Here is a 22,972-nt window from a genome sequence, read left to right as displayed (position 1 = left end):
TGTGACTGTCGAAATTCAATTCTCGATAAGGCATTAGGTGTCTCCTTTGTGGGTCATTGAAAACTCTAGGATACACCTTTTGTCTTTTACACACTTCTAAAGATATTACCCTGCACTGTATAGGAGTTTGCAAGGTTGTTTCCTGGTCGTGTTCGAAAGTAAAGCGGAGAGACAGGGATTCGAACCCTGGGTAGGCCATAAAACCTACAACGGATTAGCAATCCGCCGCCTTCAGCCGCTCAGCCATCTCTCCGTCAACTGAATATATCGGGAAGATGATCGGATTTCAAGAAGTTTCTGGGGTCGTTGTCAGTGTTTGCCGTCGCGATCCTCTCTCCACTCAGAGACCATTACCCGGCCTCCCTCGAGGGTTAGTTTGCAAGCCCCAGTCTGTTCTGTAAATTCCCGGTAAACCATACCAAAGTGTGCGATAACACCGGGGTAGAGAGTATCTTTGACGACGATTTGTGCATCCTTAAATTCTTGCATCCGCCCTTCGATGCCAGCCTTGGTTTCATCTAATGCCTTGAGAGCATCGGGGGCACCAGTCTGAAATTCTTCCAGTTGCTTCAAGATGGCTTCTTTGTCGCTATCCAGTTTTCCATCTCCCTGAAGGCGATACAGTCCATATAGAGTCTCTTTGACCCTCTTAAGATCAGCATTCACCCGGTCGATTTCCTGCATCGTGTTCTCGTACTCACTCATGATTTCGGTATCGTAGGCTACGTAGAGGTCGGTAATGGTCCCGGCATCAGAGCCAGCCACTGAGGATCTGATTTCCTTGCCGGCGTAGATCGCTCCGCCCGCAATGGTGCCCTTCTTGCCACAGATATCGACATTTCCGCCAGCAGTCACCTGGCAATTGATAAGCTCTCCGCCTACAGTCACATTACCGCCGGATTCGATTGTCAGTCCCTCGGCGAACTTGAGGATAATGTCGCCTCCGACCTTGATATTCCCCTCACCTTTGCCAAAGCATCCACCCTTAATGACGATGTTTCCTTTGCAGTCGATTACACAATCCTGGACATTCCCGCCAACGTCGAGGTTACCGCCAACATGTACTTTGAATCCTGCGTTGATCTGACCTCCGATTATCACTGAACCGGCGCAGTCGATGTTGCCCACTCTCATATCGACATCGCCCTGGATTGATGTCACATCATTGACGGAAATGCCGTCCCGAGTGAGAACTATGGATCCACTTGTGGTCGCAATCAATGACAGGTCATCCTCGGAGATTTTCGTGTTTTTACCCGATTGGAATGGCAGGTCACGTCCACATGCCGCTTTGACAGGAGTACCCCTGACGCTGGTACCATCAACTCCATCTGTTGGCGGAGTCTTAACCACTAACACCTGATCTTCCTCTACATTTTGAATGAAGTTCAGAGACCGATAGTCAATTCGGCCGTCTTCATCCTCTTCCGGAGCTTGATCCCTCTTGGTTTCAAATGTGTACTCGAAGATGGCGTCGTTTCCCTTGACGGGTTTGGTTCCCGCCGCGATCCGGACCGGCGTATCCCACTCTCGTTTGACCAGGGCTTCATCGATGGCCTCCCAGTCGATTCCGTATACGAGACCGACACGTTCAATCTCCTCTTTGACATTGTCCAGAGTGGTTTCGTTGCTTCCGGGCGAAGGTTTGGATATAGCCATCATGGCCGTCATGCTGTCCTTGGCAATGACAATTCGAACGAGAGATGACTTTGCGGTTTGCGTCGATGTACTAGTGGAGAGTGACATAAGTTAACTCACTTCGGTAGTGGATTGGTCTTTATTGGATAACATGCGCCAGTATGCTCTTTCTACAATCAGGGATATCTCGTAGCTCCGGAATGGCTTAGTAATATACTCATCAGCACCCAGCAATAGAGCGTCCTTAACGGTATAGCTGTCGCCAAAGCCGGTCATGATTATGATACCGATATTGGGGAATTCGCTCTTAATTGTCCTTAGAAGTTCAAATCCGTCCATACGAGGCATTTGCATGTCTGAAATCACAATATCGTACGGCTCTTCGCGCAGTATCTCGAGTGCGGTCACGCCATCCTCGGCGCATTTTATCTGGTATCCCTCACGGGACAGAATTTTCTCCAGCAGGGAACGCAGGACCTCCTCGTCGTCAACAATCAGTATCGAAATGGTGTTCTTCATACAGCCCTTGCTATTCCTCTTGTGTAATACCTGCGGCAGTCCCCAGGCGGTCTATTGTTTCTAACGTTCCAAAGCAGACGCCAAACTCTCAATAAAGTCCTCAAGTCGGACAGGTTTATAGAGCACCCGGCAGGCTCCAAGTACTCCCGCCTCTTTCACTAGACGATCGGTTGCATTGCCGGTTACGATCATGACTGGCGTATGGGGGGACATTTGCTTGATTTCATGCAAAACATCCAATCCGGATATCTCAGGCATGATAAGATCCAAGGTGACGAGATCGTACGAAGCCGTTTGCATTTTCTCGACAGCCTCACTTCCCGAAACAGCCAGGTCCACATCGAAGGCATCCGTCTCGCTACAGAATTCACCAAACACCTTGCGCATCCACTCTTCGTCGTCTACGATTAAGATTTTGAAGGGAACCCCGTGCTGTTTGGCCAGCTTGTCGATATGACTAAAATCGTATGTTCCCATTTGTCAATCCCACCGTGAGAATTTCATTAATTCGCCCACTCAAACCGACTCGAGACACAATAGATAAGCTCGTGCGGCCGATCCAGGGGCATCCTTACACTATAGTCTAAATATCGTCAGATTTCGCTTAACCTGAAGTAGAGGGCGGTGAAAGAGTAGGTTCAATCCGTGACTAACACACATCCACACATCTCGTAGCCAAACTCACTTGGAGCTGGAATCTTTATCCTGTGACAGGGAAGTCATGATTTGCCCACACTGATCGAGAATACACCTCAGTCGAGCCTCAAGAGGATCCGGTCCTGCGGTCTGTGACTCGGACTGTTCTACGACACCCGCACCGGAGTTTCTGGCAGTATTGATAAAACCGGCCAACTCCCGTACCGCTTTCACTGTGCCATTGACCAATCGAATGAAATCTGATTCCAAGTGCGAGAGCCGGTCAGATTCGGTCTTGGCTTTGGCCAGGTAAATGGCCAGATTCAGAGCCAGGATTTTGACTTCCTCTCCCAGAGCATCGACCTGCTCTACCAGTTCAGAATGACTCCCACGCTGGGTATCAATATTCATTTCAGCTCCAGACTTGGCCTTGTAGTTCCTCGCGGACGAATATATCTCCGGCCGGATCCTGCCTCGACAATTCGCAATCCAAGCTAATGATCCTCCAGCAACGGGAGTTCCACAAAGAGACATGGCCCTCCATCAGAGCCGCTGGCGAGATCCAGGCGACCACCATGGAACTTGAAGGTTTCATTTGTGACCAGCAAGGGCAGGTACTGTGTCTGCGATTGATCCGCAAACATCTGTTTCAGCGATCGTTCTATACGTCTGACGTGATCACCCGGACACTCCATAATGACGAGCAGTCTTGCCATACCCCCTACTCGTTCGGTCCGCAACACCAGTCTTCCAGAGGGCATAATATCCTCAGCAATTAGTCCGAGGAGCTGTCCGATTGCATGTCTGAGTTGTTCGCGATTGCCGCGAACGATGAGTGGCGCCTGAGCCAGAGCTCGGGAGATCGAAATCTTTGAACGATGCATAATACCCTGTAATCGATCGAAATCATCATCAATCAACCTGGAGAACTCAATTGTCTCAAGGTCATTGCTGGAGGCCTGCGAAAACCTGAGGACTTGGTGCAAGACACTTTCGATACGCTTGATTTCGGTCGAGACAATGTTTAGGTATTCCTGTTGTTCGCTTGTGGGTTGAGCTTGAAGCGTAAGACTGACAAAGCCAGCCATAATATCAAGCGGATTCTGGAGGGAATGGGCAATGGCTGCTGTCAGTTCACCCATAACGGACATCTTTCCAAACTGAATCGCTTGCTCCTGTGATTCCGCTAATTGTCGATTAATTTGTTGCAGCTCGTCAACCCGTTTTCTTTCGAGGTCTAACAATCGGGCGCGCTGAATCGCCACTGCGGCTTGATCGGCCAATATCTGGAGCAGACCGACGGCATCATCGGCGATAGGTTGACCGGTTATGAAGTTATCTGCTGCGAGCAATCCGCGAAGATTGCCTTTGCTGACCAATGGTACCAGTGCGGCGTTTTTCGTACCCAAACAGTCAAGGAAGGAACTTGTATTGGCGTCGATGGGATCGGTGTCGGTCAGGTTTACCCAGTCACCGGTCTGACATACATGAGTGATCATCGAATCTTGCTTTAGATCATAAACGACTCCAGCGATACGATCGGATAGAAGGCTTGCTTCAAAGTCAGGGGTTTCGTGGGGATCAAGCAATTGAGTAAGCGACATTGCCTCAGTATCCAATTGCCCCCAAATGTGGCCAGCCTCTTCAGGTGATGATGGCCCCACAGCCAGATGGCCGATCAGGGAGTCGGTTTCCTGATCGTACAGGAAAAGGAAAGCGCGGTTAAATCCCAAGCCCTGGGAGGCAGTAGCGCCGGTCAGGATGGTTCGCAATATCTGACCGAGTTCTGCTGATGAAGATAGGGCAGAAGCCACGTCCGCCAGGATATACAGTCCTTGACGGTGCTTGGTCGTGTCGGACGAAGAATGACCATCTTCGACCGAATCCTGAACCAGTCCATACACTTCCGGCTCACCTTCCTGGTTTGGATAAGTGGTACAAGACAGACTCAGTTCCATGTATCTACCATGCCGATTAGTGCATTTCATGTGGCGTTTGGCGAATCTGGCCTTGCCCTGAATGATGGTCTCGAATTGTTCTGCCAGTCCCAGTCCCAGGAATCGATCGATAGCTGATATGTGACGGTCATTCCATGACGTACCTTGGTCCACTCCCAGTATCCCGGCTCCCGTATCATTGAAGTCAAGGAGATATCCATCCCGATCCAGACGAAACAGACCTATCCTTAGTAGATTCAGACCTTCTGCGGTGCCGAGCAGACTACTTCCGGTCATGTCGGGCGTTGCTATGTCCATTGCTTCTTTCATTTGTTTGCTACCTGAGTTCCGTGTTTCTTTCCCTCAGATAAATACGTTCGCCCAATCGTTTGACCAGCTTGTTACAGAATTTCTGCTCTAACTTGGCGATGAAGCTCAATTTCTTGGGTGTTGTAAGGTGCAAATCGGGGTCATTGATGTTATCGTCCATGGTTGCTTGAAATACTCGAGGCCCCTTTTCTTCAACTGTCAACATCTCCGTCATGATGAATTTACCCCGTCCGGCATCAAACAGTCGGACATCTGCCTCTACAATGCCAACGGTACTATACTTGTGGAATAACAGCGGTAGATGCATGCCTTTCTTTCGTTCCAACCGTTCATCCTTTATCGATACCGCCAGAACATAACGACAACCTCGTTCAAGCGACCAGTCGGCGATCGAATCGACGTTTGTCCAATCACGAGGGAATTCCGGTTCCTTGATCGAGTTGGTGTTGGCCGAAAAAACACGGAGGTTACTATTTCGACTGAGGTTATGGATCAGCAACTCTTCAATCTGTGATTCCCCCCATGGACGGGGGTGTTCTTCAACCCATACCAGAACCGTTCGCGGTCCACTCTGCGCTACAACCATCGAACAGATAGTCAGTAGAGTGATAAGGATGATCATAGCCGAAACTGCTATAGATCTACTCACGGTTGATCCCACCTTCGTTCACAAGGTAACGCTTGATGACTTCATCCACGCGGTTGTCGAAACCGTTCAGACTATCCGACAGCAACTCAATTTCTACTTCGGACAGACGATCTTCCAACTGTTCCCGGCTGATGAACTGGATCCCGGCTAGGTATGTATCATCATCCTGATCAACCCGTTTGACGAGTCCAAGAATGCTGTCGATTGTCTCCACGTCTTGAAGACTAAAGCGGAGAGCAACGACGTCGTTTTCGTTCACGGGTTGGTTGAGGTCAGCGAGAACACCCCCCGGGGAAATGTTTAGAATCTCACCATCAATGTGGTAATCCTCCTGTGTCGGCCAGAAATTGCCGAACATGTCACGTACTTTCCGAAGCGTCATAGGGGTTGAAATCTCCAGCCTTATGTAACTGCGCTGGTTCTCCTGACTGACCCTGAAGGGTTTACGGACTTGCCATGTTTTGTCCGTGACTTCAACGTCGTTGATAAACCGAGTTCTTGGCGTGTCATTCATCGCAGAACTCCTTTCCATTCAATGGTTTTCATCATGCATCCATGCTACTATTCTTCTGCTCAACAGTGCTCGCCTCACATCGTCATAGGCCGACAGGATTGGCGGTAACTGGTTGATTATCGTTGACGAGAACAAGCGTTCCTGGTCTTCACGGGGAAGAAATTCAATACCAATGTCGAATTGTCCGACAGCCTTTTGTTTGCAATGGCAGACTTGGCCCAGCAGCAAAGCGGGAAACGAAATATTGCTACAGCCTATGTTCAGAAGGAGGTAGACTGGCTTTTCCAGGTTTGCAGACAGACTAAGGAGGGTTCCCCCGCCGGACAGATTGATTGTCTCGGTCATCATCCAACGCAGGCGCGCAAGTTGCTCGCGCGAAAACGTCTGAATCCTCAATGGAGCCAGCTTCACCGAACAACAGTGGAATATTCGGGGATAACGACGACGGAATAACGGCTGTACGGTATCATCGAAGAGTACCTGACAACGTCCTCCATCTATCCGTTTGAGCGTACCACGGATAGCGATCGTCTCACCTTTGTATTCCATCCTGACTGTCAGTCTCTGGTTGTTGACGAGGTTGTTGACCAAGCCACTCCCACCGCTGCGATCAATCGCCACTGTATGGCGCGTAGCGGCGATCACCCGACTGTCCAGAGGTCGGTTGGGAAACTGGTCTGAGAAGAGAACGATTTTGTGGCCGATCAGAGAAGATATGTCCAATTGGGTAATACTGATCTGATCTGGCCCGGACTCACCAAGATTTTTGACGATCTCGATACTCACAGTAACCCCTTACCGCGTAGTTCTACTTCACGCTTGAAGACGTAGGTGACGAGTCTGTTCTGAGCTACTTTATCAAAAGACCGAACAGCCTCGGGTAGCCTTTTCAATTGGGCCGAGTTGCAGACTCGATCCAGTAAGTCGCGGCGCAGAAACTCAATACCAGCCATTGCCAATCCATCTCTGGTAAAAGATCTTCGGCACACGGCCGCGATGATCTGGGGCAGATTTGGCTCGCTGAGGAAATCAAGGGAGAGGGTCAGAATGGCTCCTACCGCGATTTCATCACTGCTCCTGAGCAATACACCACCAGCACTGAAGTCGATAATGATCCCATCATCCCATTGAAGATCGGACTCGCCTTCCTTATTCTCCGCGTATTTCTCCACAATGGCGAAGCGTGTTTTTTCCCAGAGATCAATGCGGACATACTGGCGTCTCTGAACACGCCGGACATTTTGCGGAGGGTCCAGAACATAGAGTCTATGATTCAGTGTTTCGACTGTCCTGATCCGGGTACTGAACTTGTATACGGCGTCGTCGCGGGTCAGCATAACCAGACAGATGCAACCGCTGCTCAGCAGTGTGTTACCGGACACAAGCTCGGGCGGAGTAACCACGACTCCGTGCTCCTGGAAATCCTCTATGCGGGCGGCATAGTGACCAGCGCTGGGACCTTCACCCACGACGATCTCGATCTTTTCCCAGAGTTTGAGCGGCTCGGTTGATTGTTTAAGAGCATATTCCACGGTCATTGACTCCAGAGCTTCACGCTGACTTGATGGCTTCCATGTTCAGTTTCCCCTGCTCAATGGCTAGTTCGAGGATCTTTCGTGCCAGAGCCGTTCGGGACTTGTCGTTGCGGTTCTGGTAGACATACTCTTGTCCAGCCTTGATGGTCGAGTTGAAGAACTCTTTGGAAGTCTTGTGATCGCCGATGCGACGCGACAGTTCTGCGATCAGGTACCCAGCCTGGATCTGTTGATTACCCTGGGCGATCTCGCGACCGTCCATGTATGCCGCACGGTAGTATGTAACTGCCTTCTGTAGCGCTTCCAGTTCGCTGGTTACAATGCCGTCCCAGTTCTTTTTGAGGTCAGCCAGGAATTGGATAAAAGAGCCGAACTCGCCAAAGGTAGCTGCGGTCTCGTCGGCTTCGTTTCCGACGCTGATCGAACGAAAGTCCTTAATGACGTTACCAAGTTCCTGTAGTTGCTTCTGGCTTGTCGAAAGTGATTCTCCGACACTTCCACAGCTTGACTCGAATTTTTCCTTGAAGGGAAGAAGTTGTGATTTGAGATCGGCCGTGATATCCTCGGTATCGAACAGAGCATCGGCATATTGACCAAAAGTACCAATGGCTTTGCGCGATTGATCTACCGCTCCCCAAACCGCCTCATAGCGCGATTTCAAATCCGCAAGCATTCCTTGCAGAGAAGCCTGAAATGGGTTCTCAAATGACTGTAATCCTCTGAAGACCCAGCCGATACGGAGGTAGAATCTTCCGATGTCAAGTTTGGCGTGATGATCCGATGTTTGTTCGTCAAATATGGCCAGAAATAGCTTCATTATGGCGGTTTCATTGGGATAACGGCTCATGTCGATGGCCTCGCCAAGACGTTTGACCACCGAATCCGATGTCGCCAATTGATCCAGATGAACCTCCTTGGTAACTTTCAGACGATAGGTGCGGAAGTTGTTGTCGCGTTTCCACTCTTTGAACGAATTGTTAAACTCGCGGGAATAGTAACAATTGCTGCAGGTTGCCACAAAGAATGCGAGTGGATTGTAGGATTGGTACTTTGGAAAACGCCACTTGATCTCCTGTGGACAGAAGTCAGTATCGCGTCCTTCTTCTACGAAGGCACCCATTTTGACGGTCTCAAATTCATTGATCGTCTTGCAGATTGGGCATTCCACTTTGGATAGAAAGAAAGGGCTGTCCGTAGACATTTTATCGCTCCTCTATTTGTTGTTTTTTTCGTCCAATGTTGAGAACGGCAAGTTCTGCGTCAGAGACTGGAACAGTCGATCTGACTTCACCGTCGGTTGCTCCGGCATTGATCATCTCGCGCGCGGCTTGGATAACCTGTGCCCGACGTGAGTGCCCGGTCGTCTTCATCGTGTTCTGACTGGAGTCCGGTGTAGCCCCCAGGGTAATAAACTCACCCGTACCATTTCTGATAGGTCTGGCGATAGATACCCGGGGAACTGGTGTCGGTTCTTCCGGGGCGGGCTCTTCCGGTGATGTCGCTGTTGGTCGCAGGCGACGTTGATAGATAGCATATACTGTCAGGGCCAGTGCTCCGGCGACCAGAAAACCGGCTACGTTTAACAGAAGGTCAATTACTAAGTTACTTGAGAAATCCATTGTTTACCATCCTATGGCTCAGGCTTTGATATCTATCCTGGACGCCGCTGATGCCTCGGTCCCGTCTTCGGTTTTGTCGTCATCGACATTGTTGTTGTCTTTCGCATCGGCGTCATCATGATCGTGATCTGCATTTTCACCGTTCTGGGCTGTCTGTTTGACAATGAGCGTGTCAATGTTGTCTTCAGGATTTTCTTTTTGTTTTTTCATCTTCTTCTTCAACGTTTTGTCAAACGGTTCCTGATCCTGTTCTTCCTTGGAGCGGTCCGTAGCATTGACCCGACGCGGCTCTTGCGTACGGGGCAAGTTGTCGACCGACTCTATGGAATGGTTCATCTTCCACGCTCCTGTCTTATCTCATTCTTATCCGGTCAGTGAAAATTTGTCGCTGACCATTCCGCGCAACTTGGTGACGGCTCGAGTATGAATTTGGGAGACCCTTGATTCGGAGATGTGCATTACTTCGCCAATCTCCTTGAGGGTCAATTCTTCGTAATAGTAAAGCGCGATTACCAGTTTTTCCTGATCGGTCAGCCGGTCCATAGCTACGACCAGAAAGCTTCGCAACTCGCCGCGTTCGATTTCACCAAGGATGCAATGAGATACTTTGTCGGCTATGGTTTCGATGCGGGGAACCTGGCGATTATCGTCCTCCCGATAGATAACCTCGTCGAGGGACAGAATCTGGGTTCCGGAAACATCGTCAAGGGCGAGGTGGAGTTCGCGCTCCGTGATATTCATATACTTGGCCAATTCTGCCTTTTTAGGTGGACGACCCAGGTTGTTTTCAAGGGCTGTAATGGATCGTTCGATCTCTCGTGACTTGGCTCTAGTGGATCTGGGAACCCAGTCCAGAGCGCGAAGCTCATCGAGAATGGCGCCCCGGATTCTGGGCACAGCATAGGTCTCAAACTTGACTCCTCGGTCCTGATCGAAATTCTTGAAAGCCTCAATCAAACCTATCATTCCGGTGCTGATCAGATCGGACAATTCGACCGAACGGGGGAAACCCATCGCCATACGGGATGCCACATTTCGAACCAGTGGGATATACTTGTTAAGCAATTCCTGGCGTAGCTCCGGCGTCCGGTATTTGTGGTAAAGGGTCCAGTCGCGAGGGGACACTTGCCACTTGTTGGCACGGCAGTAGTTTGCAGCTCTTGCCGGGGTGGGTGTAGTTCCGTTCATGACCTCCGGAACGGTTTTAACAGGTCTGGCTTTTGTTGTACTAACCATTTGAATGCTATCCCTTTATATCGGCCATGGCCGCTTCGATGTTAATCTTCTCTGTTTGTGCTGATCCGGTCGGAATCCGATCTTTGAACAGTTCGCGGACTACTGTCCGAGCCAGCGTAGATAATGCTTTCGTTGCTTTGCAGTCAGGGTTGTGTTGCGCTACGGCTACCTGAGATGCGATAGCGTTGCGAACGGATACATCTTCGGGTATTGATCCGAGACATTCCAAAGGATGCCCCAGGAATCTGCCCGTGAGGGCACCAAACTTATTGCGTACGTTATCGGCTTCTTCGGTAGCAATTACGCGGTTGACCAAAAGGCGACTTTGATCCGCGCCACCGGTTTCCAGGAGGTGCTTGTACAAACCGTACCCGTCAGAAATCGAGGTAAGTTCCGGCACGACAGTAATCAGGTTGAGATTCGAGCCTTGAACCATTGCCACTGCCGCTTCCGAGATACCGGAACTGTGATCTATCAGGATGACATCGTAGGCGGAGCCTTCGCGTTGCAAACGAGTCAGCAGGTGGGAGGCCGTTTCGGGATCGGCTAAGTGTTTATTCATGCCGACCTGAGGTGAGGCCAACAGGTGAAGGTTATCTGCCACAACGGTTCTGGCCCGGTCCAGCGGGAGCTGATCCTCTATGAACTCCGAGATCCCATGTTCACAGGCCTGGTTGGCTAGAATATGCAGGTTACCGCAACAGAAGTCGGCATCGACCAGCAATACCAGGATACCAGAAGCGACCATCCGCTCGGCCAGATTATAGGCCAGGACCGATTTACCAACGCCGCCCTTGCCGGAAATTATGGACACCACCCTGGCACCCAACCAGCGCTCCGGGTTTTCACCCTGGCGGTCGAACTTGAGTCTATTCATGACTGATTTCCTCGCCTAAAAGGGTTCGCGCCAGACGGTCTGGATCGGGTGCTTTGATGGTCCCGACCCCCCCTGGGTTTTCGCAAAGGAAGACGATCGGCACTTGCAATGCCCGTGCAGCCGCTACGATCACACCCCAACGGTGTGTCATATCCAGCATCGTGACGGCGATGTGGGTTGGCGCAAAAGATTCAAGCTGATTGGCCAGGTTCGTAAGATCGGATGTGCGCATCAGGGCTGAGAGGACAGCAATACGGTGCGTTGCCTCGGCCTCTGTAACCATTTTCTTCAGAGCGATCTGCTTCTGTTGATCGCCGGGAACGGCTGGTGTATCGATTAGAATCACAGCTTCGTCGTCGTCTTCGGTCGCCGAAGTGATTTCGAGATTGAGCAAGTCAGCATAGATGGCCAGTTCATCGTAGGCGGCTACTTTCTGGAAATCAAGACCAGCCAGTTTGACTTTTTGTTTTTCATGCGTCACCAGTTGTGCGGCTAGTTTGCCCATTACCGATGACTTGCCTACTCCCGGATGACCGAAGAACATTACCCGATCTCCCGGGGCAAAGGAGATCGACGGTGTCATCATCCCGGCCAGAGTGTCAACGAGTTCACGGTGGGTGTACTCCATCAGATCTTCTGATTCGTCGTACTTGTCACAGCAAGAGATGAAGAAATCCGCGACAAAATCAGGGGGAAGATCGGCTCCTTTGAGAATGGAGGCGATCGGTAGGAATCTCCGTGCCAGAGTTGGGCCGCCGGGAGAAACCAGATTCAGATGTATAAGCTGTTCCAGCTTCTGTTCCAGTGAACTCAGTCGCTCCATGATATCCGGGGTGGAAGGACTGACCATTACTGGTGTTTCACTGATTTCAGGAGCGCTGATATCCATTTCGTTGCCCTCCTCTTCAATCGGAGCAGAGTTCGGCACTACCAGTGACAGGGGAGAGGCTTCTTGGACAATTACTTCAGCGGGTAGCCTGTTTTTAACCTTCTCCGGACGATCGTGGAGAATGGTAGCCGCCTGTGACACAGTATGGCGTTCCATGCAGGCCGTGATCTCAACCCTCGCTGCGCCATTTTTGTCTTTTAATTGTCGCGTTTTCAGGACGACTGCATCGCCGCCCATTTCGCTACGCACCAGTTTCATAACTTCCCTGGTGGATTCTCCCGTAAAGGACTTAATTATCATTATTCAACCTCACCATTCCGATCGATACGACTTCCACTTCCGGTCGAATTTCATTGTATGACACGACTGCCAGACTGGAGTACTTGGCCTCGGCCAGCCGTCGCAAAGCTAATCTGATATTTGGTGAACAGAGGCAGACCGGCGTTAACCCGGCATTTTGCATGGCCTCAATCTGTTGTCCCATATTAATCAACAGCACCTCCGCCATGGCTGGATCAACGGCCAGCATGAGACCCTGCTTGGTATTCTGAACCGATTCTGCCAGCGTTTGCTCAATCGACGGATCGAGTGTAAATACATTTATCTTTCCCTCCCGGTCGCGATAGAGTTCGCTGATCTGCCGCTTCAGGGACATGCGTACATATTCGCCAAGGACATCCGCCTCCTGAGTAGCACCGATATAATCCGAGATTGTCTCAAGGATCGTGGCCAGGTCGCGTATCGGTAACCGTTCGTTGAGTAAGCCCTGAAGTATCTTCTGTAAAAGCCCCAGGGAGACCGATTCCGGTATGACTGATTCGACCAGTGCCGGACTGTCTTCCTTGAGGGTGTCAACGAGGTGTTGAACATCCTGGCGGCTGAGTATTTCCGCTGCAGCCTGACGGACAGCCTCAGTCAAATGAGTAGCCAGAACCGCACTCGGTTCGACGACGGTGAAGTTCTTTGCCTCGGCAACCTCACGCATGGTTGGTAGTATCCATGTTGCCGACAGGCCAAAAGCCGGATCACGTGTCTCAAATCCTTCCAGGTGCTCCTCGATGTAGCCTGGATTAATGGCCAGGACGTGGTCGGTCATCAGCTCGAACGAGGCGATATTGATTCCCTTGACTTTGATGCTATACTCGTTGGGTTTGAGGGCTACGTTGTCACGGATACGCACGGGCGGAACGACAATGCCAAGTTCTCCGGCCAGTTGCTTACGCATAGAGGCAATTCGATCCAGCAGATCACCCTTCTGATTCGGGTCAACCAACGGTATCAGGCCGTAACCGATCTCCAGGCCGAGAGCGTCTATTTTCAGGAGGTCTTCAGCGCGCTCCTCAGGCATCTGCTCCTGTTCGCTACGTCTCTTTTCTTCTTCTTTCGCAGTGATCTCTTTTTTGGCTCGAACTTCTTTGGTCATGTAGGAGATACCACCGGCGAGAGCGCCTAAGATCATGAAGGTCATGGTGGGCATACCCGGGAGCATACCAAAAATGATCAGCACCCCGGCCGCGACCATGATGGCGCGCGGTTGATTGGTGAGTTGTTCGACGAGATCCTGGCCCATATTGGCTGTCGCTGCAGCCCGGGTCACGATAATACCGGAGGCTGTTGAAACCAGGAGGGCAGGAATCTGTGTCACCAGGCCGTCACCAATCGAGAGCAGCGAGTAGGTGCGCATAGAGTCCGAGATAGTCATATCATTCTGGGCAACACCGATGATAAAGCCGCCGATGATGTTGACCAGGGTGATTAGAATGCCGGCGATAGCGTCACCGCGCACAAACTTGGACGCACCGTCCATTGCTCCGTAGAAGTCTGCTTCGCGTGCAATGTCCTGACGGCGCTGTTTGGCGTCCTGCTCGGATAGAATACCGGCATTGAGGTCGGCATCAATAGCCATCTGTTTGCCCGGCATAGCATCCAGGGTGAACCGGGCGGCCACCTCCGATATCCGACCGGCACCCTTCGTGATGACCACAAACTGGATTATCACAAGGATGATGAAGACGATGAACCCGACTACATAATTTCCCTGAACCACGAAATCACCAAAGGAGCTAATGACTTCACCGGCGTACGCCTGACCGAGGATGAGCCGGGTAGAGGCAACGTTGAGAGCCAACCGCATCAGGGTAACCATCAGCAACATTCCGGGAAACACTGACAGGTCGAGCGGACGCGTTACATACAAAGTCGTCAAGAGGACGATGAGTGAGAAAGTGATATTGAAAGTCAGAGCAAAATCAAGCAGAGCTGTAGGAATCGGGATCACCAACACGCCGATTATGCCCACCACGCCCAATGCAAGAGCGATGTCGGAGCGGGCCATAATGGCCTCAATCAGACTTTTGTTTTTGGTCGGTGCTGCCATGTCAGCTCATAACCTTTCCATTGAGGCGATAGACATAGGCCAGCAATTCGGCAACAGCTCGATAGAGAGTGGCGGGGATCGATTGTCCAACTTCGCACATTTTGAAGAGTGCCCGTGCCAGAGGTTTGTCTTCGACGATCGGGATATCGTGTTCCAGGGCGACGGCTTTGATTTGCTGGGCAATCAGACGCTGTCCTTTAGCCAACACATAAGGGGCGTTGGATTTGTCCGGCTCGTATTTGATGGCTACCGCGTAGTGGGTCGGGTTGGTTACGACCACATCGGCCAGCGGTACGGCCTGCATCATCCGAGAGCGGGCCAATTGCATTTGCGCCTGGCGCATACGGGATTTGTTCTGAGGTGAACCCTCGGTCTGTTTGTGCTCATCCTTGAGGTCTTGCTTGCTCATCTTGATCGACTTCTCGAATTCGTATCTCTGGTAGATGAAATCGAGGATGGCGATTGCCAAAATCACGGCCCCAACCTTGAGAGCCAATTCCATGGCCAATGTTCCCATAGTGGCCGCAACCTGTGCAACCGTCATATCGGACAGTTTGAAGAACCCGACGAACTCACTGCTGATAACCTTGTAAGCAACGAACCCGACAACGCCCATTTTGAGTGAGTCGCGGATTAGCTGAACCAGTGACTTGAGACTAAACAATCGCTTGATGCCTTTGAGGACGTTAAGCTTCTCCCACTTAGGCTCCATCGCCTTGGGTGTGATTTTGAAGCCTATCTGGGCAACGTTCGCGCCAAAAGCTATGACCGAGAAAATCACGAAGATGGGTGCCATAATCAGAAGGAACTTCATCAGGTTATCGCCGAACATCTTGTAGAAAGTCGGATCGGCTGCGGCCAGCATCGGAGCGTTGGCCATCGTGTAGCGCATCATATCTTGGGTATGCCCAGCCAGGTACGGGCCGACGGCATATATGGTCAGGAAGCCAAGGCAGATCATAGCTGCCGAATTCAACTCCATTGATTTGGCAACTTGCCCACGATCACGCGCCTTTTTCCGGCGCTGTTGCGTCGCTTTTTCTGTTCTTTCCTGGAATCCCTGTTCAGCCATTGCGCCTACACCTCACCCCAGGTAGCGAAAAGAACGTCGAGTTCACCATCAAGCGCGCCGACGAAGCCCTGCACGAGGTGAGCAAACAGCGGCAGTGACAAACCCACTACGGCCAGTCCGACACCCATCTTGATCGGGAAACCAATGAAGAATATGTTCATGCTTGGGATCATCTTGGAAACACAGCCCAGGGACATATCGACCAGGAACAACGTGACCAGAATAGGAGCAGCGACCTTGATAGCGATTACGAAGACGTACACGCTGTAGCGTAGAATCATCTCGCCCACAGAAATATCCAAGGACACTTGACCTACCGGTATAGCTCGATAGCTGTCTACCAGTGAGGAAATGACCGCGTGATGACCGTCTATGGCCAGGAAGATCAGCGTGGCCAGTAGTACCCAATAACGGGCGATGATCGAAACTTGTCCGGAAGCATCGACATCGGGAAGACTTACCATCGCCAGACCGAGCTGATAACCGAGTATGGCACCGCCGGTCTTAAGTCCCATGAAGAGAAATCTGAAGGTTAAGCCGATTACGAATCCGACCAAAATCTCCTTGGCAACCAATCCGGCCAGTTGCCACAGCGAGAAGATCTCAGGTATAACCGGATGTTTGATCGCCGAAACAATGATACCGGCCAGGATTATTAGTAATCCTACCCGGACCATCTTGGGAACTGAATTGTGACTGAATACTGGTGCCATGATTATCAAACCGGATGCTCTCAGCAACACCAGCAGGAAAGTCAGTAGAGTCTCAGATCCGTAATTGACGAAGTCAAACAAGGTTTTCGTGTCCGCAATTCAGGTTAATCAACTATTTACTAATCAAAACCTGTGCCAGACTGAAACGCGTATAGAAGTGACTGTATCTTGTTGTAATGTAGGTAGTTAAGATGGGGGTTAAATGAGGGGGGTAGTCTGAGCATCGGTGCTGTGGAAATTGTTGCCACCGGTGGTGGAAAAAAGTTCAGGAGAGCTTGAAAAAGGGTCTAAATTTCATCCGGCCAGGCCGGGGATCATGTCGAACATGTGATTAGTGAAATCGATCGCCAGATTGATCATCCAGGGCAGAGAAATCAACATGGCTACTCCGATGGCAATGATCTTGGGAACGAACGTGAGGGTCATTTCGTTGATCTGTGTTACTGCTTGAAAAAGTGAAATAAGTAGTCCTACGACCAGAGCCGCCGCCAGCATGGGGCCTGCGATCAGTAGCGTTACGGTGAGAGCTTCACGTCCTATGGCAACAACCAATTCTGGAGTCATACCGGAATCACCTTTCACATCTTGAACGATTGTACCAGAGATTTGACCAGCAGATACCAGCCGTCAACCAGCACAAACAGCAGAATCTTGAATGGCAATGAGACAATGATCGGGGGTAGCATCATCATGCCCATCGACATGAGTATGGATGCCACGACCATATCGATCACCAGGAAGGGCATGAACAACACAAAGGCAATCTGAAAGGCTGTCCGCAATTCTGAAATAACAAACCCCGGCACCAGAACCTGGAGAGGGATGTCATCGGCATTTTCGGGTTGGTCGAGTTTGGCGATATCGACGAACAGGGCCAAATCCTTTTCGCGTGTCTGAGACAACATGAATTCGCGGAATGGTTTGACTGCCTTATCAAAGGCTTCGTCGGAGTCGATTTGCTCATCGAGGTAAGGCTTGATGCCTTCATCGTACGATTTGTTAACAACCGGCGACATGACAAAAAATGTCAGGATGAGAGCCAGCCCGACCAGCAGTTGATTGGGTGGCATCTGGTGAATCCCCATCGCATTACGTAGAAACGACATCACGATGATGAAACGAATAAACGATGTCACCATGATGAGGATCGATGGCGCGAGCGCCAGGACCGTCAGCAGAATGATTATCTGCAACGTAGCGGAAAGATCGGATCCGTTTTCCACCTCACCGACCTCAATCGAGACCTTGGGGATGGTCTGGGCCGAAACATCGGCCGAAAGGATCATCAGCGCGAGCAGACTAATGACGATAATCGTCGCCGTTTTGGTCATAACATCCTATATCAAGTTTTCGTACGCGATATCCATATCGCACACGGTTGGCGTACCATCCTGGCACACCGGTTAAAGCGACTGCTAACCCTCAAGAGCCGCCTTCGTTTCCTGGGCGGGCGTCGTCCGACGAAGCCGATTCCAGGCATTACCCAGAGTGTTTGCGAAGTCCGGTTGGGGAGAGGAAAGATCCTCCACCGGGTCCAGAATTGCTGCCGTCTCCTCTGGGCTTAGTTCGGTCAGGACTGACATCCCGGTTTCGGTGATGCCCACCAAAACCGATTTACCTGCCACGCGAATCAGTGACACCGTCTTCTTGGGGGCTACTGAAGTTGTTTCCAGCACTTCCAGAATGTTTGATTGGCCCTGCCTGCCGTGGCGTTGGCCCATGAGACGTCGTAACAGAAAGATGCCGCCATAGATGCAGGCAATGACAATCACCAATGCACTGACCATGCGTAACAGCGAGGGTAACGCCGAATTAGTCAGGGTCGAGGTCATGGTCTCGGTAGTGTTCGCCTGGTCGTTACCGGTCGCAGCATTTTGATCGGCCGTGACCGGATCAGTGTTAACAGTCAGCAGGACACCGATGGCAACCACCAGGATTACGATAATCGCAATTATCGAACGTTTATTTGGCTTACTGTTCGTCACTGAGCAGTTTCAGCCTTTCTTCCGGTGTCATTAGCTGAGTAATGCGGACACCGAAGTTCTCATCGATTACGACAACCTCACCCTTGGCCACGATCTTGTAATTGACCAGAACATCAACCGGCTCTCCAGCGAGTTTGTTGAGTTCCACGATCGATCCGGGACCAAGTGAAAGAATATCGGAAATCGACATCTTGGTGTGTCCCAGTTCAATCGATACCGGTAGGTTGACGTCCATTAGGAGATCGATATTCCTCGGTTCTGGCTTGGCGGCCGGTTCGGACAAATGCTGGAACTCCGCCTTGGAGACATCGGCCGCACCAAAGTCAATATCCTCTGGTGCCGCACCTTCGTTCTCGGACGGCAGGTCCTCCAGCATGGCCATCATGGCCGCCTCGGCATCATCCTCCGAGGCGTCGTCTTCGTTAACGATCTTGGCATCGTCCGCCGCTGCTTCTTCGGCCTCACCCAGAGGGTCCGGTACAGGTTCGGGTTTGTCGAGATCAGCTACCGGCTCTTCCGAGCCCACTTCTGGCGGGGGAGAGTCTTCGGCGGACTGATCCTGCTCTTCTACGTTTTCGGAGGCTTCAAGCTCTTCCTGAGATTCTGCCTTTTCCTCATCCGACATTTTCTATTTCCTTCTCCAGAGGGATATCGCACACATCCGTTATTTGTAAGGCTCGTTTCTTACCGGACAGTCCCGGGTGGGCCAGATACTTCTTCTGTTTGTTCACCGTAACGTCCATAGGTTCTGTGATTAACTTCTCGGTGGGAATGATATCGCCAACTTTCAACTGCAGGAAATGGCGCATCTTCAACGACGTCTCCAGCAGGATGGCCGACACATCCGCATCCACCAAACCAAGATTTTCACAGTTGACTTCCTGGTCAGTCTCAAGGTTCCGCTTTTTGGTGGCGTCGATCCAGTTTTGGGCTGACAATTTGGTGATTATCGGTTCAATCGCGACGTAGGGATAGCAGACTGTCAATAATCCCGTAGACTGGAACAACTTAATCTGAAAAGACACGACCACAACTGTCTCACCTGGAGGAACGATCTGAATAAACTGTGGGTTGGTTTCAAAGTTCTTCTGTTCACACTTGATTTTGACAATATTCTCCCAGGATCGCTCCAGGTCGCCATAGAGTTTGTTGGCCAGTCGACCGATTACGGTGCGTTCGATCGGGGTCAGTTCTCGTTCCGTCTCCAGTATCTTGCCGTTGCCACCAAACATACGATCAACGAAGGCAAACGTAAGCGTTGGATTGAAATCGACTAGAGCGACAGCATCCAAAGGGGGAGCCGCAAAAGTATAGGTGCACGACGGAGAGACCAACGACATTATAAACTCGGCGTAAGTTATCTGGTCCACTGACAGCAGGTCTACGTCCACGATGGTGCGCATGATGGTCGACAGGGAAGACCCATAGTGGCCGGCAAAGTTGTCATGCATGTTCTCCAAAGTCCGGATCTGATCCTTGGAAACACGGTTGGGATGCTTGAAGTCATAGGCGACAACCGACCGTAATCGTTCATCGTCATTGGATTGCTCTTCGATTTCCTGTTCGCCTGACGACACTGTCGTCAATAGAGCATCAATCTCATCCTGTGAAAGAATCTTTGCCACAATTCAAGCCTTTACTGTAAGACGAAATCCGTATAATACACTGCGGCCAATTCATCGGTCCTCAGCAGTTTGGAAATGCGCTTCTTGATTTGATAACGAACGATTTCCTTCTGCTTGGCATCTGTCAATTGCGCCACCGTTTTTGAGGAGAGAATCGTGATCAAGGCATCGCGTATAGCTGGTTCCCGGGCATCAAAGGCGGCGTGAACCTCAGGTGATTCCAGGTCAAAACTGAATGAAACCGAAAGGTATCGTGATCCGCCAGTACCGGCCGGGTTGACTACTATGTCACTTATCGAGTACATTTCGCTGACTTCTGAATCTGCTCCATCGCCGTGTGAAGACTTCTTCGGCTTCTTGTGACCGTCACTCTTTTTCTCACCGTGCCCATCATCGGCCTTGGCTACTTCCTCAGTGGCTTCATCGTTGCCTTCAGCATCCGGGTCTGAGGCCATCATCGGCTTGATGACAAATAGAGCCAGAACTATTCCAATCACAATGGCTCCCACGCCGATTCCACCGAACAGAATCAGCTTGTTGCCGCCGCTCTTCTTAGGCTGCCCTTCCTCAGGTATCTGAGTGTCACCGTCGCCGGCTTCCACAATTGTTTTGTCTTCATCGGCCATTTTCTGCTCCCAGTGCTTTTACAAACCTGGCCGGGCCAATCGATCCGAGCAGGGTTCCTTTGTCGACAGACGCAGCCCGATTGCATACACAATCTGTCCGTCCCCGTGCGACATTCCCTCTCCCGAGTGTCAGCGAGGACACTATGCGGGAGGTTGATTCAACGGTCCCGTCTGGAATCGTTGGTCTTGGAGACGCTGTGCATGTCAACCGGGCTGTTTCCGTCATGATTATTACCTCTTAATGTTCACCAGTTCATCCAACAGGGTATCGGAAGTAGTAATGATACGGGCGTTGGCCTGGAAACCACGCTGGGCTGTAATCATTCCTGTAAATTCTTCCGCGATATCCACCGAGGACGACTCGAGCGCTCCCGACGAGATGTCGGCGGCGATGGTCTCTCCGGCAATGCCCTCAACCGCGGCACCAGAGTTGGCTGACTCCTGGTACATCGATTTGCCTGCCTTGCGAAGGCCAGCCTGGTTGAAGAAATCAGCCATAATGATCTGAGCCAGTACACGGGTGACACCGTTGGAGAAAATACCCGAGATAGTACCCGCCTGATCGATAGAGATCTTGTCGAGCATTCCGACACCGTAGCCATCCTGCTGGGTCATGGCGGCGGTGTGCTGACCGGTAGAGAAACCGGTAAGACCATCGAAACCGTAGACAGTGCCAGCATTGAAGTTCAGGTTTATTGATTCGGCTCCATTATTCGGATTAATAGTCAGGCCATCGGCACCAGCATTGTAATCAAATGAGTTGAGTGAACCATCCGAGTTGAATTGGACGAATCCGGTGCCACCGGTCTGGACAGTAGCATCTCCCAACACCGACGCAGTCCATTCCCAACGGTTGGTTACCGTTGACTTGAAGAACTCCATCGACAAAGTGTGTTTGCCACCCTGGGAATCGAAAACGCTGATCGACGTAGTGTGTATTGTCGGAGCCGTGTTGATAAGCAGTGACTCGCCTGGTGCAGTGGCTGTAATGGTGCCAGTTCCACTGGATATGGCCACGCCGCCGCCACCCAGTCCGGTCAGGCCAGTTACCATGCCATCGGTCTGATCAAATTCCAATCCCAGATTGGTGACCACATCAATGCTCGCCTCTCCAGAACCTTTGCTCGGGGTGAAGGTGTCAATGGCGATCATAGTTGTGGCTAAACCTCCGGAGGAAGCCACAGTGGCGGTCGGATCATGAAGAGCTGGATCGCCAAGCATAATGATGTCCAGAACGTCATCGTCCACGAGAGAGGCCGAGGTTTCAAAGGAGTATGACCCGTGGTCACCAGCATAGTCGCGGTTGATGACTATATTACCACCCGTTAAAGTGGCCGAAATGCCATTAACCTGGTTGATTCTGGTCACTAGTTCACTGATGGTAGTGTCAGTGATTAGACCGGAGATGATCTCTGGGTCGCCACCATCCACTGAAATCTCGAAGTTATCAAAGTTGGTAACGCCGTATGACCCCAGAGTCTGATTCGCCACCAGAGCGCCGGCAGATGCGCTCGTGAATGTATCCTGGGTGGCCTGTGCGCCGGTGATTACAACACTGTGTATTCCACCGACACCGTCAGTTGCTGTTCCAGTCACGAGCGTGACAGATGAGCCATCGGTATTATCCAGAGAGGCTATCGAGGTCGTGGCGGAGTTATCCAGATTACTCGAAAACATGATCAATTCAGTCTCTTTGGCTGGGTCCTGCTGACCGAATGGCAAAACTATCCTGCCTGTGGTTGCTAGAGAAGGAATTTCTCCAGAGGCGTCAGCCATCTTACCTTGTACGAAGAGGCCGGTAGCCGGATCTACGAATGTGGCGTTGGCGTCAAAGCCGAACGCTCCGGCGCGAGTGTAATACTTGTTATCGTTGGCGTCGCCCAGGACAAAGAAACCCGAACCCTGGATTGCCAGGTCGGTAATCTGCCCCGTTGTTTCGAGACCGCCCTGAGTGAACAGGGTGTCAATAGCGCCAACTTCCATCCCGAGTCCGAGCTGGATCGGGTTGGTACCACCATTTAAGTTTGAGGGTCGGCCGGCTCCGCGCGAAGTCTGCACGAGAGCCTCCTGGAATGTGACGCGACTTCCTTTGAAGCCAATGGTGTTGATGTTGGCAATGTTGTTACCAATCACGTTCATCTTCACCTGGTGGTTTTTCAGTCCGGATACACCGGCAAAAAGAGATGCCATCATGA

25 protein-coding genes and 1 tRNA gene are annotated in these 22,972 nt (G+C 51.2%); all 26 read right to left on the bottom strand.

Features of this window, described 5'->3' with window-relative positions:
* Nucleotides 1-164 precede the first annotated feature (164 nt).
* A tRNA-Ser gene (locus KOO62_13215) sits at nt 165-253 on the bottom strand.
* Between the two features lie 56 nt (nt 254-309).
* Nucleotides 310-1,746, bottom strand: coding sequence for a FapA family protein (locus KOO62_13210; GenBank protein ID MBU8934939.1), 1,437 nt, complete (start codon nt 1,744-1,746; stop codon nt 310-312).
* Nucleotides 1,747-1,749: 3 nt separating this feature from the next.
* Nucleotides 1,750-2,157 carry a response regulator gene (locus KOO62_13205; protein ID MBU8934938.1) on the bottom strand — a complete coding sequence of 136 codons (408 nt, stop codon included), beginning with the start codon at nt 2,155-2,157 and terminating at the stop codon, nt 1,750-1,752.
* A 60-nt stretch (nt 2,158-2,217) separates the two neighbouring features.
* Complete coding sequence (locus KOO62_13200; protein MBU8934937.1) at nt 2,218-2,634, bottom strand: response regulator; 417 nt, start codon at nt 2,632-2,634, stop codon at nt 2,218-2,220.
* A 204-nt stretch (nt 2,635-2,838) separates the two neighbouring features.
* The gene (locus KOO62_13195; protein ID MBU8934936.1) at nt 2,839-3,204 is read right to left on the bottom strand and encodes a hypothetical protein; all 366 of its coding nucleotides are present in this window, start codon (nt 3,202-3,204) and stop codon (nt 2,839-2,841) included.
* Nucleotides 3,205-3,287: 83 nt separating this feature from the next.
* A complete protein-coding gene (locus KOO62_13190) occupies nt 3,288-5,060 on the bottom strand; it encodes a GAF domain-containing sensor histidine kinase (GenBank protein MBU8934935.1) in 1,773 nt (590 codons plus the stop codon).
* A 7-nt stretch (nt 5,061-5,067) separates the two neighbouring features.
* Nucleotides 5,068-5,709: a hypothetical protein gene (locus KOO62_13185; protein MBU8934934.1), complete on the bottom strand. Its 642-nt coding sequence runs from the start codon at nt 5,707-5,709 to the stop codon at nt 5,068-5,070.
* On the bottom strand, nt 5,702-6,223 hold the full coding sequence (locus KOO62_13180; GenBank protein MBU8934933.1) for a PilZ domain-containing protein: 522 nt from the start codon (nt 6,221-6,223) through the stop codon (nt 5,702-5,704). Before KOO62_13180 ends, KOO62_13185 begins: the two co-directional genes overlap by 8 nt.
* An 18-nt stretch (nt 6,224-6,241) precedes the next feature.
* Nucleotides 6,242-7,009 (bottom strand): PilZ domain-containing protein, encoded by a 768-nt coding sequence (locus KOO62_13175; GenBank protein ID MBU8934932.1) that lies wholly within the window; start codon nt 7,007-7,009, stop codon nt 6,242-6,244.
* Nucleotides 7,006-7,761: a flagellar brake protein gene (locus KOO62_13170; protein ID MBU8934931.1), complete on the bottom strand. Its 756-nt coding sequence runs from the start codon at nt 7,759-7,761 to the stop codon at nt 7,006-7,008. Before KOO62_13170 ends, KOO62_13175 begins: the two co-directional genes overlap by 4 nt.
* Before the next feature lie 13 nt (nt 7,762-7,774).
* Nucleotides 7,775-8,959: a DUF2225 domain-containing protein gene (locus tag KOO62_13165; protein ID MBU8934930.1), complete on the bottom strand. Its 1,185-nt coding sequence runs from the start codon at nt 8,957-8,959 to the stop codon at nt 7,775-7,777.
* Between the two features lies 1 nt (nt 8,960).
* Nucleotides 8,961-9,377, bottom strand: coding sequence for a hypothetical protein (locus KOO62_13160; GenBank protein MBU8934929.1), 417 nt, complete (start codon nt 9,375-9,377; stop codon nt 8,961-8,963).
* Between the two features lie 18 nt (nt 9,378-9,395).
* Entirely contained in the window at nt 9,396-9,713 is a 318-nt protein-coding gene (locus KOO62_13155) for a hypothetical protein (GenBank protein MBU8934928.1), read from the bottom strand.
* A gap of 27 nt (nt 9,714-9,740) precedes the next feature.
* Complete coding sequence (locus tag KOO62_13150; GenBank protein ID MBU8934927.1) at nt 9,741-10,613, bottom strand: FliA/WhiG family RNA polymerase sigma factor; 873 nt, start codon at nt 10,611-10,613, stop codon at nt 9,741-9,743.
* 7 nt (nt 10,614-10,620) lie between these two features.
* The gene (locus KOO62_13145; protein MBU8934926.1) at nt 10,621-11,490 is read right to left on the bottom strand and encodes a P-loop NTPase; all 870 of its coding nucleotides are present in this window, start codon (nt 11,488-11,490) and stop codon (nt 10,621-10,623) included.
* Nucleotides 11,483-12,679: a 50S ribosome-binding GTPase gene (locus KOO62_13140; GenBank protein ID MBU8934925.1), complete on the bottom strand. Its 1,197-nt coding sequence runs from the start codon at nt 12,677-12,679 to the stop codon at nt 11,483-11,485. The genes KOO62_13145 and KOO62_13140 overlap by 8 nt, the downstream gene beginning before the upstream one ends.
* Nucleotides 12,669-14,756, bottom strand: coding sequence for a flagellar biosynthesis protein FlhA (gene flhA / locus KOO62_13135; protein ID MBU8934924.1), 2,088 nt, complete (start codon nt 14,754-14,756; stop codon nt 12,669-12,671). The genes KOO62_13140 and flhA overlap by 11 nt, the downstream gene beginning before the upstream one ends.
* A 1-nt stretch (nt 14,757) precedes the next feature.
* Complete coding sequence (gene flhB / locus KOO62_13130; GenBank protein MBU8934923.1) at nt 14,758-15,828, bottom strand: flagellar biosynthesis protein FlhB; 1,071 nt, start codon at nt 15,826-15,828, stop codon at nt 14,758-14,760.
* 5 nt (nt 15,829-15,833) lie between these two features.
* On the bottom strand, nt 15,834-16,622 hold the full coding sequence (gene fliR / locus KOO62_13125) for a flagellar biosynthetic protein FliR (protein MBU8934922.1): 789 nt from the start codon (nt 16,620-16,622) through the stop codon (nt 15,834-15,836).
* A gap of 213 nt (nt 16,623-16,835) precedes the next feature.
* Nucleotides 16,836-17,105: a flagellar biosynthesis protein FliQ gene (gene fliQ / locus KOO62_13120; GenBank protein MBU8934921.1), complete on the bottom strand. Its 270-nt coding sequence runs from the start codon at nt 17,103-17,105 to the stop codon at nt 16,836-16,838.
* 14 nt (nt 17,106-17,119) lie between these two features.
* Nucleotides 17,120-17,872 (bottom strand): flagellar type III secretion system pore protein FliP, encoded by a 753-nt coding sequence (fliP, locus tag KOO62_13115; protein MBU8934920.1) that lies wholly within the window; start codon nt 17,870-17,872, stop codon nt 17,120-17,122.
* A gap of 84 nt (nt 17,873-17,956) precedes the next feature.
* Entirely contained in the window at nt 17,957-18,526 is a 570-nt protein-coding gene (locus tag KOO62_13110) for a flagellar biosynthetic protein FliO (GenBank protein ID MBU8934919.1), read from the bottom strand.
* Complete coding sequence (gene fliN, locus KOO62_13105) at nt 18,513-19,151, bottom strand: flagellar motor switch protein FliN (GenBank protein ID MBU8934918.1); 639 nt, start codon at nt 19,149-19,151, stop codon at nt 18,513-18,515. Before fliN ends, KOO62_13110 begins: the two co-directional genes overlap by 14 nt.
* A complete protein-coding gene (fliM, locus tag KOO62_13100; protein MBU8934917.1) occupies nt 19,141-20,151 on the bottom strand; it encodes a flagellar motor switch protein FliM in 1,011 nt (336 codons plus the stop codon). The genes fliN and fliM overlap by 11 nt, the downstream gene beginning before the upstream one ends.
* An 11-nt stretch (nt 20,152-20,162) precedes the next feature.
* On the bottom strand, nt 20,163-20,777 hold the full coding sequence (locus KOO62_13095; protein MBU8934916.1) for a flagellar basal body-associated FliL family protein: 615 nt from the start codon (nt 20,775-20,777) through the stop codon (nt 20,163-20,165).
* 231 nt (nt 20,778-21,008) lie between these two features.
* A complete protein-coding gene (locus tag KOO62_13090; GenBank protein ID MBU8934915.1) occupies nt 21,009-22,970 on the bottom strand; it encodes a flagellar hook-basal body complex protein in 1,962 nt (653 codons plus the stop codon).
* Between the last annotated feature and the right edge of the window lie 2 nt (nt 22,971-22,972).

The sequence above is a fragment of the Candidatus Zixiibacteriota bacterium genome, from assembly GCA_019038695.1.
Taxonomy (GTDB): Bacteria; Zixibacteria; MSB-5A5; order GN15; family FEB-12; genus B120-G9.
Note: the sequence above shows the minus strand (reverse complement) of the source record. Positions and strands in the feature narration are given on the sequence as shown.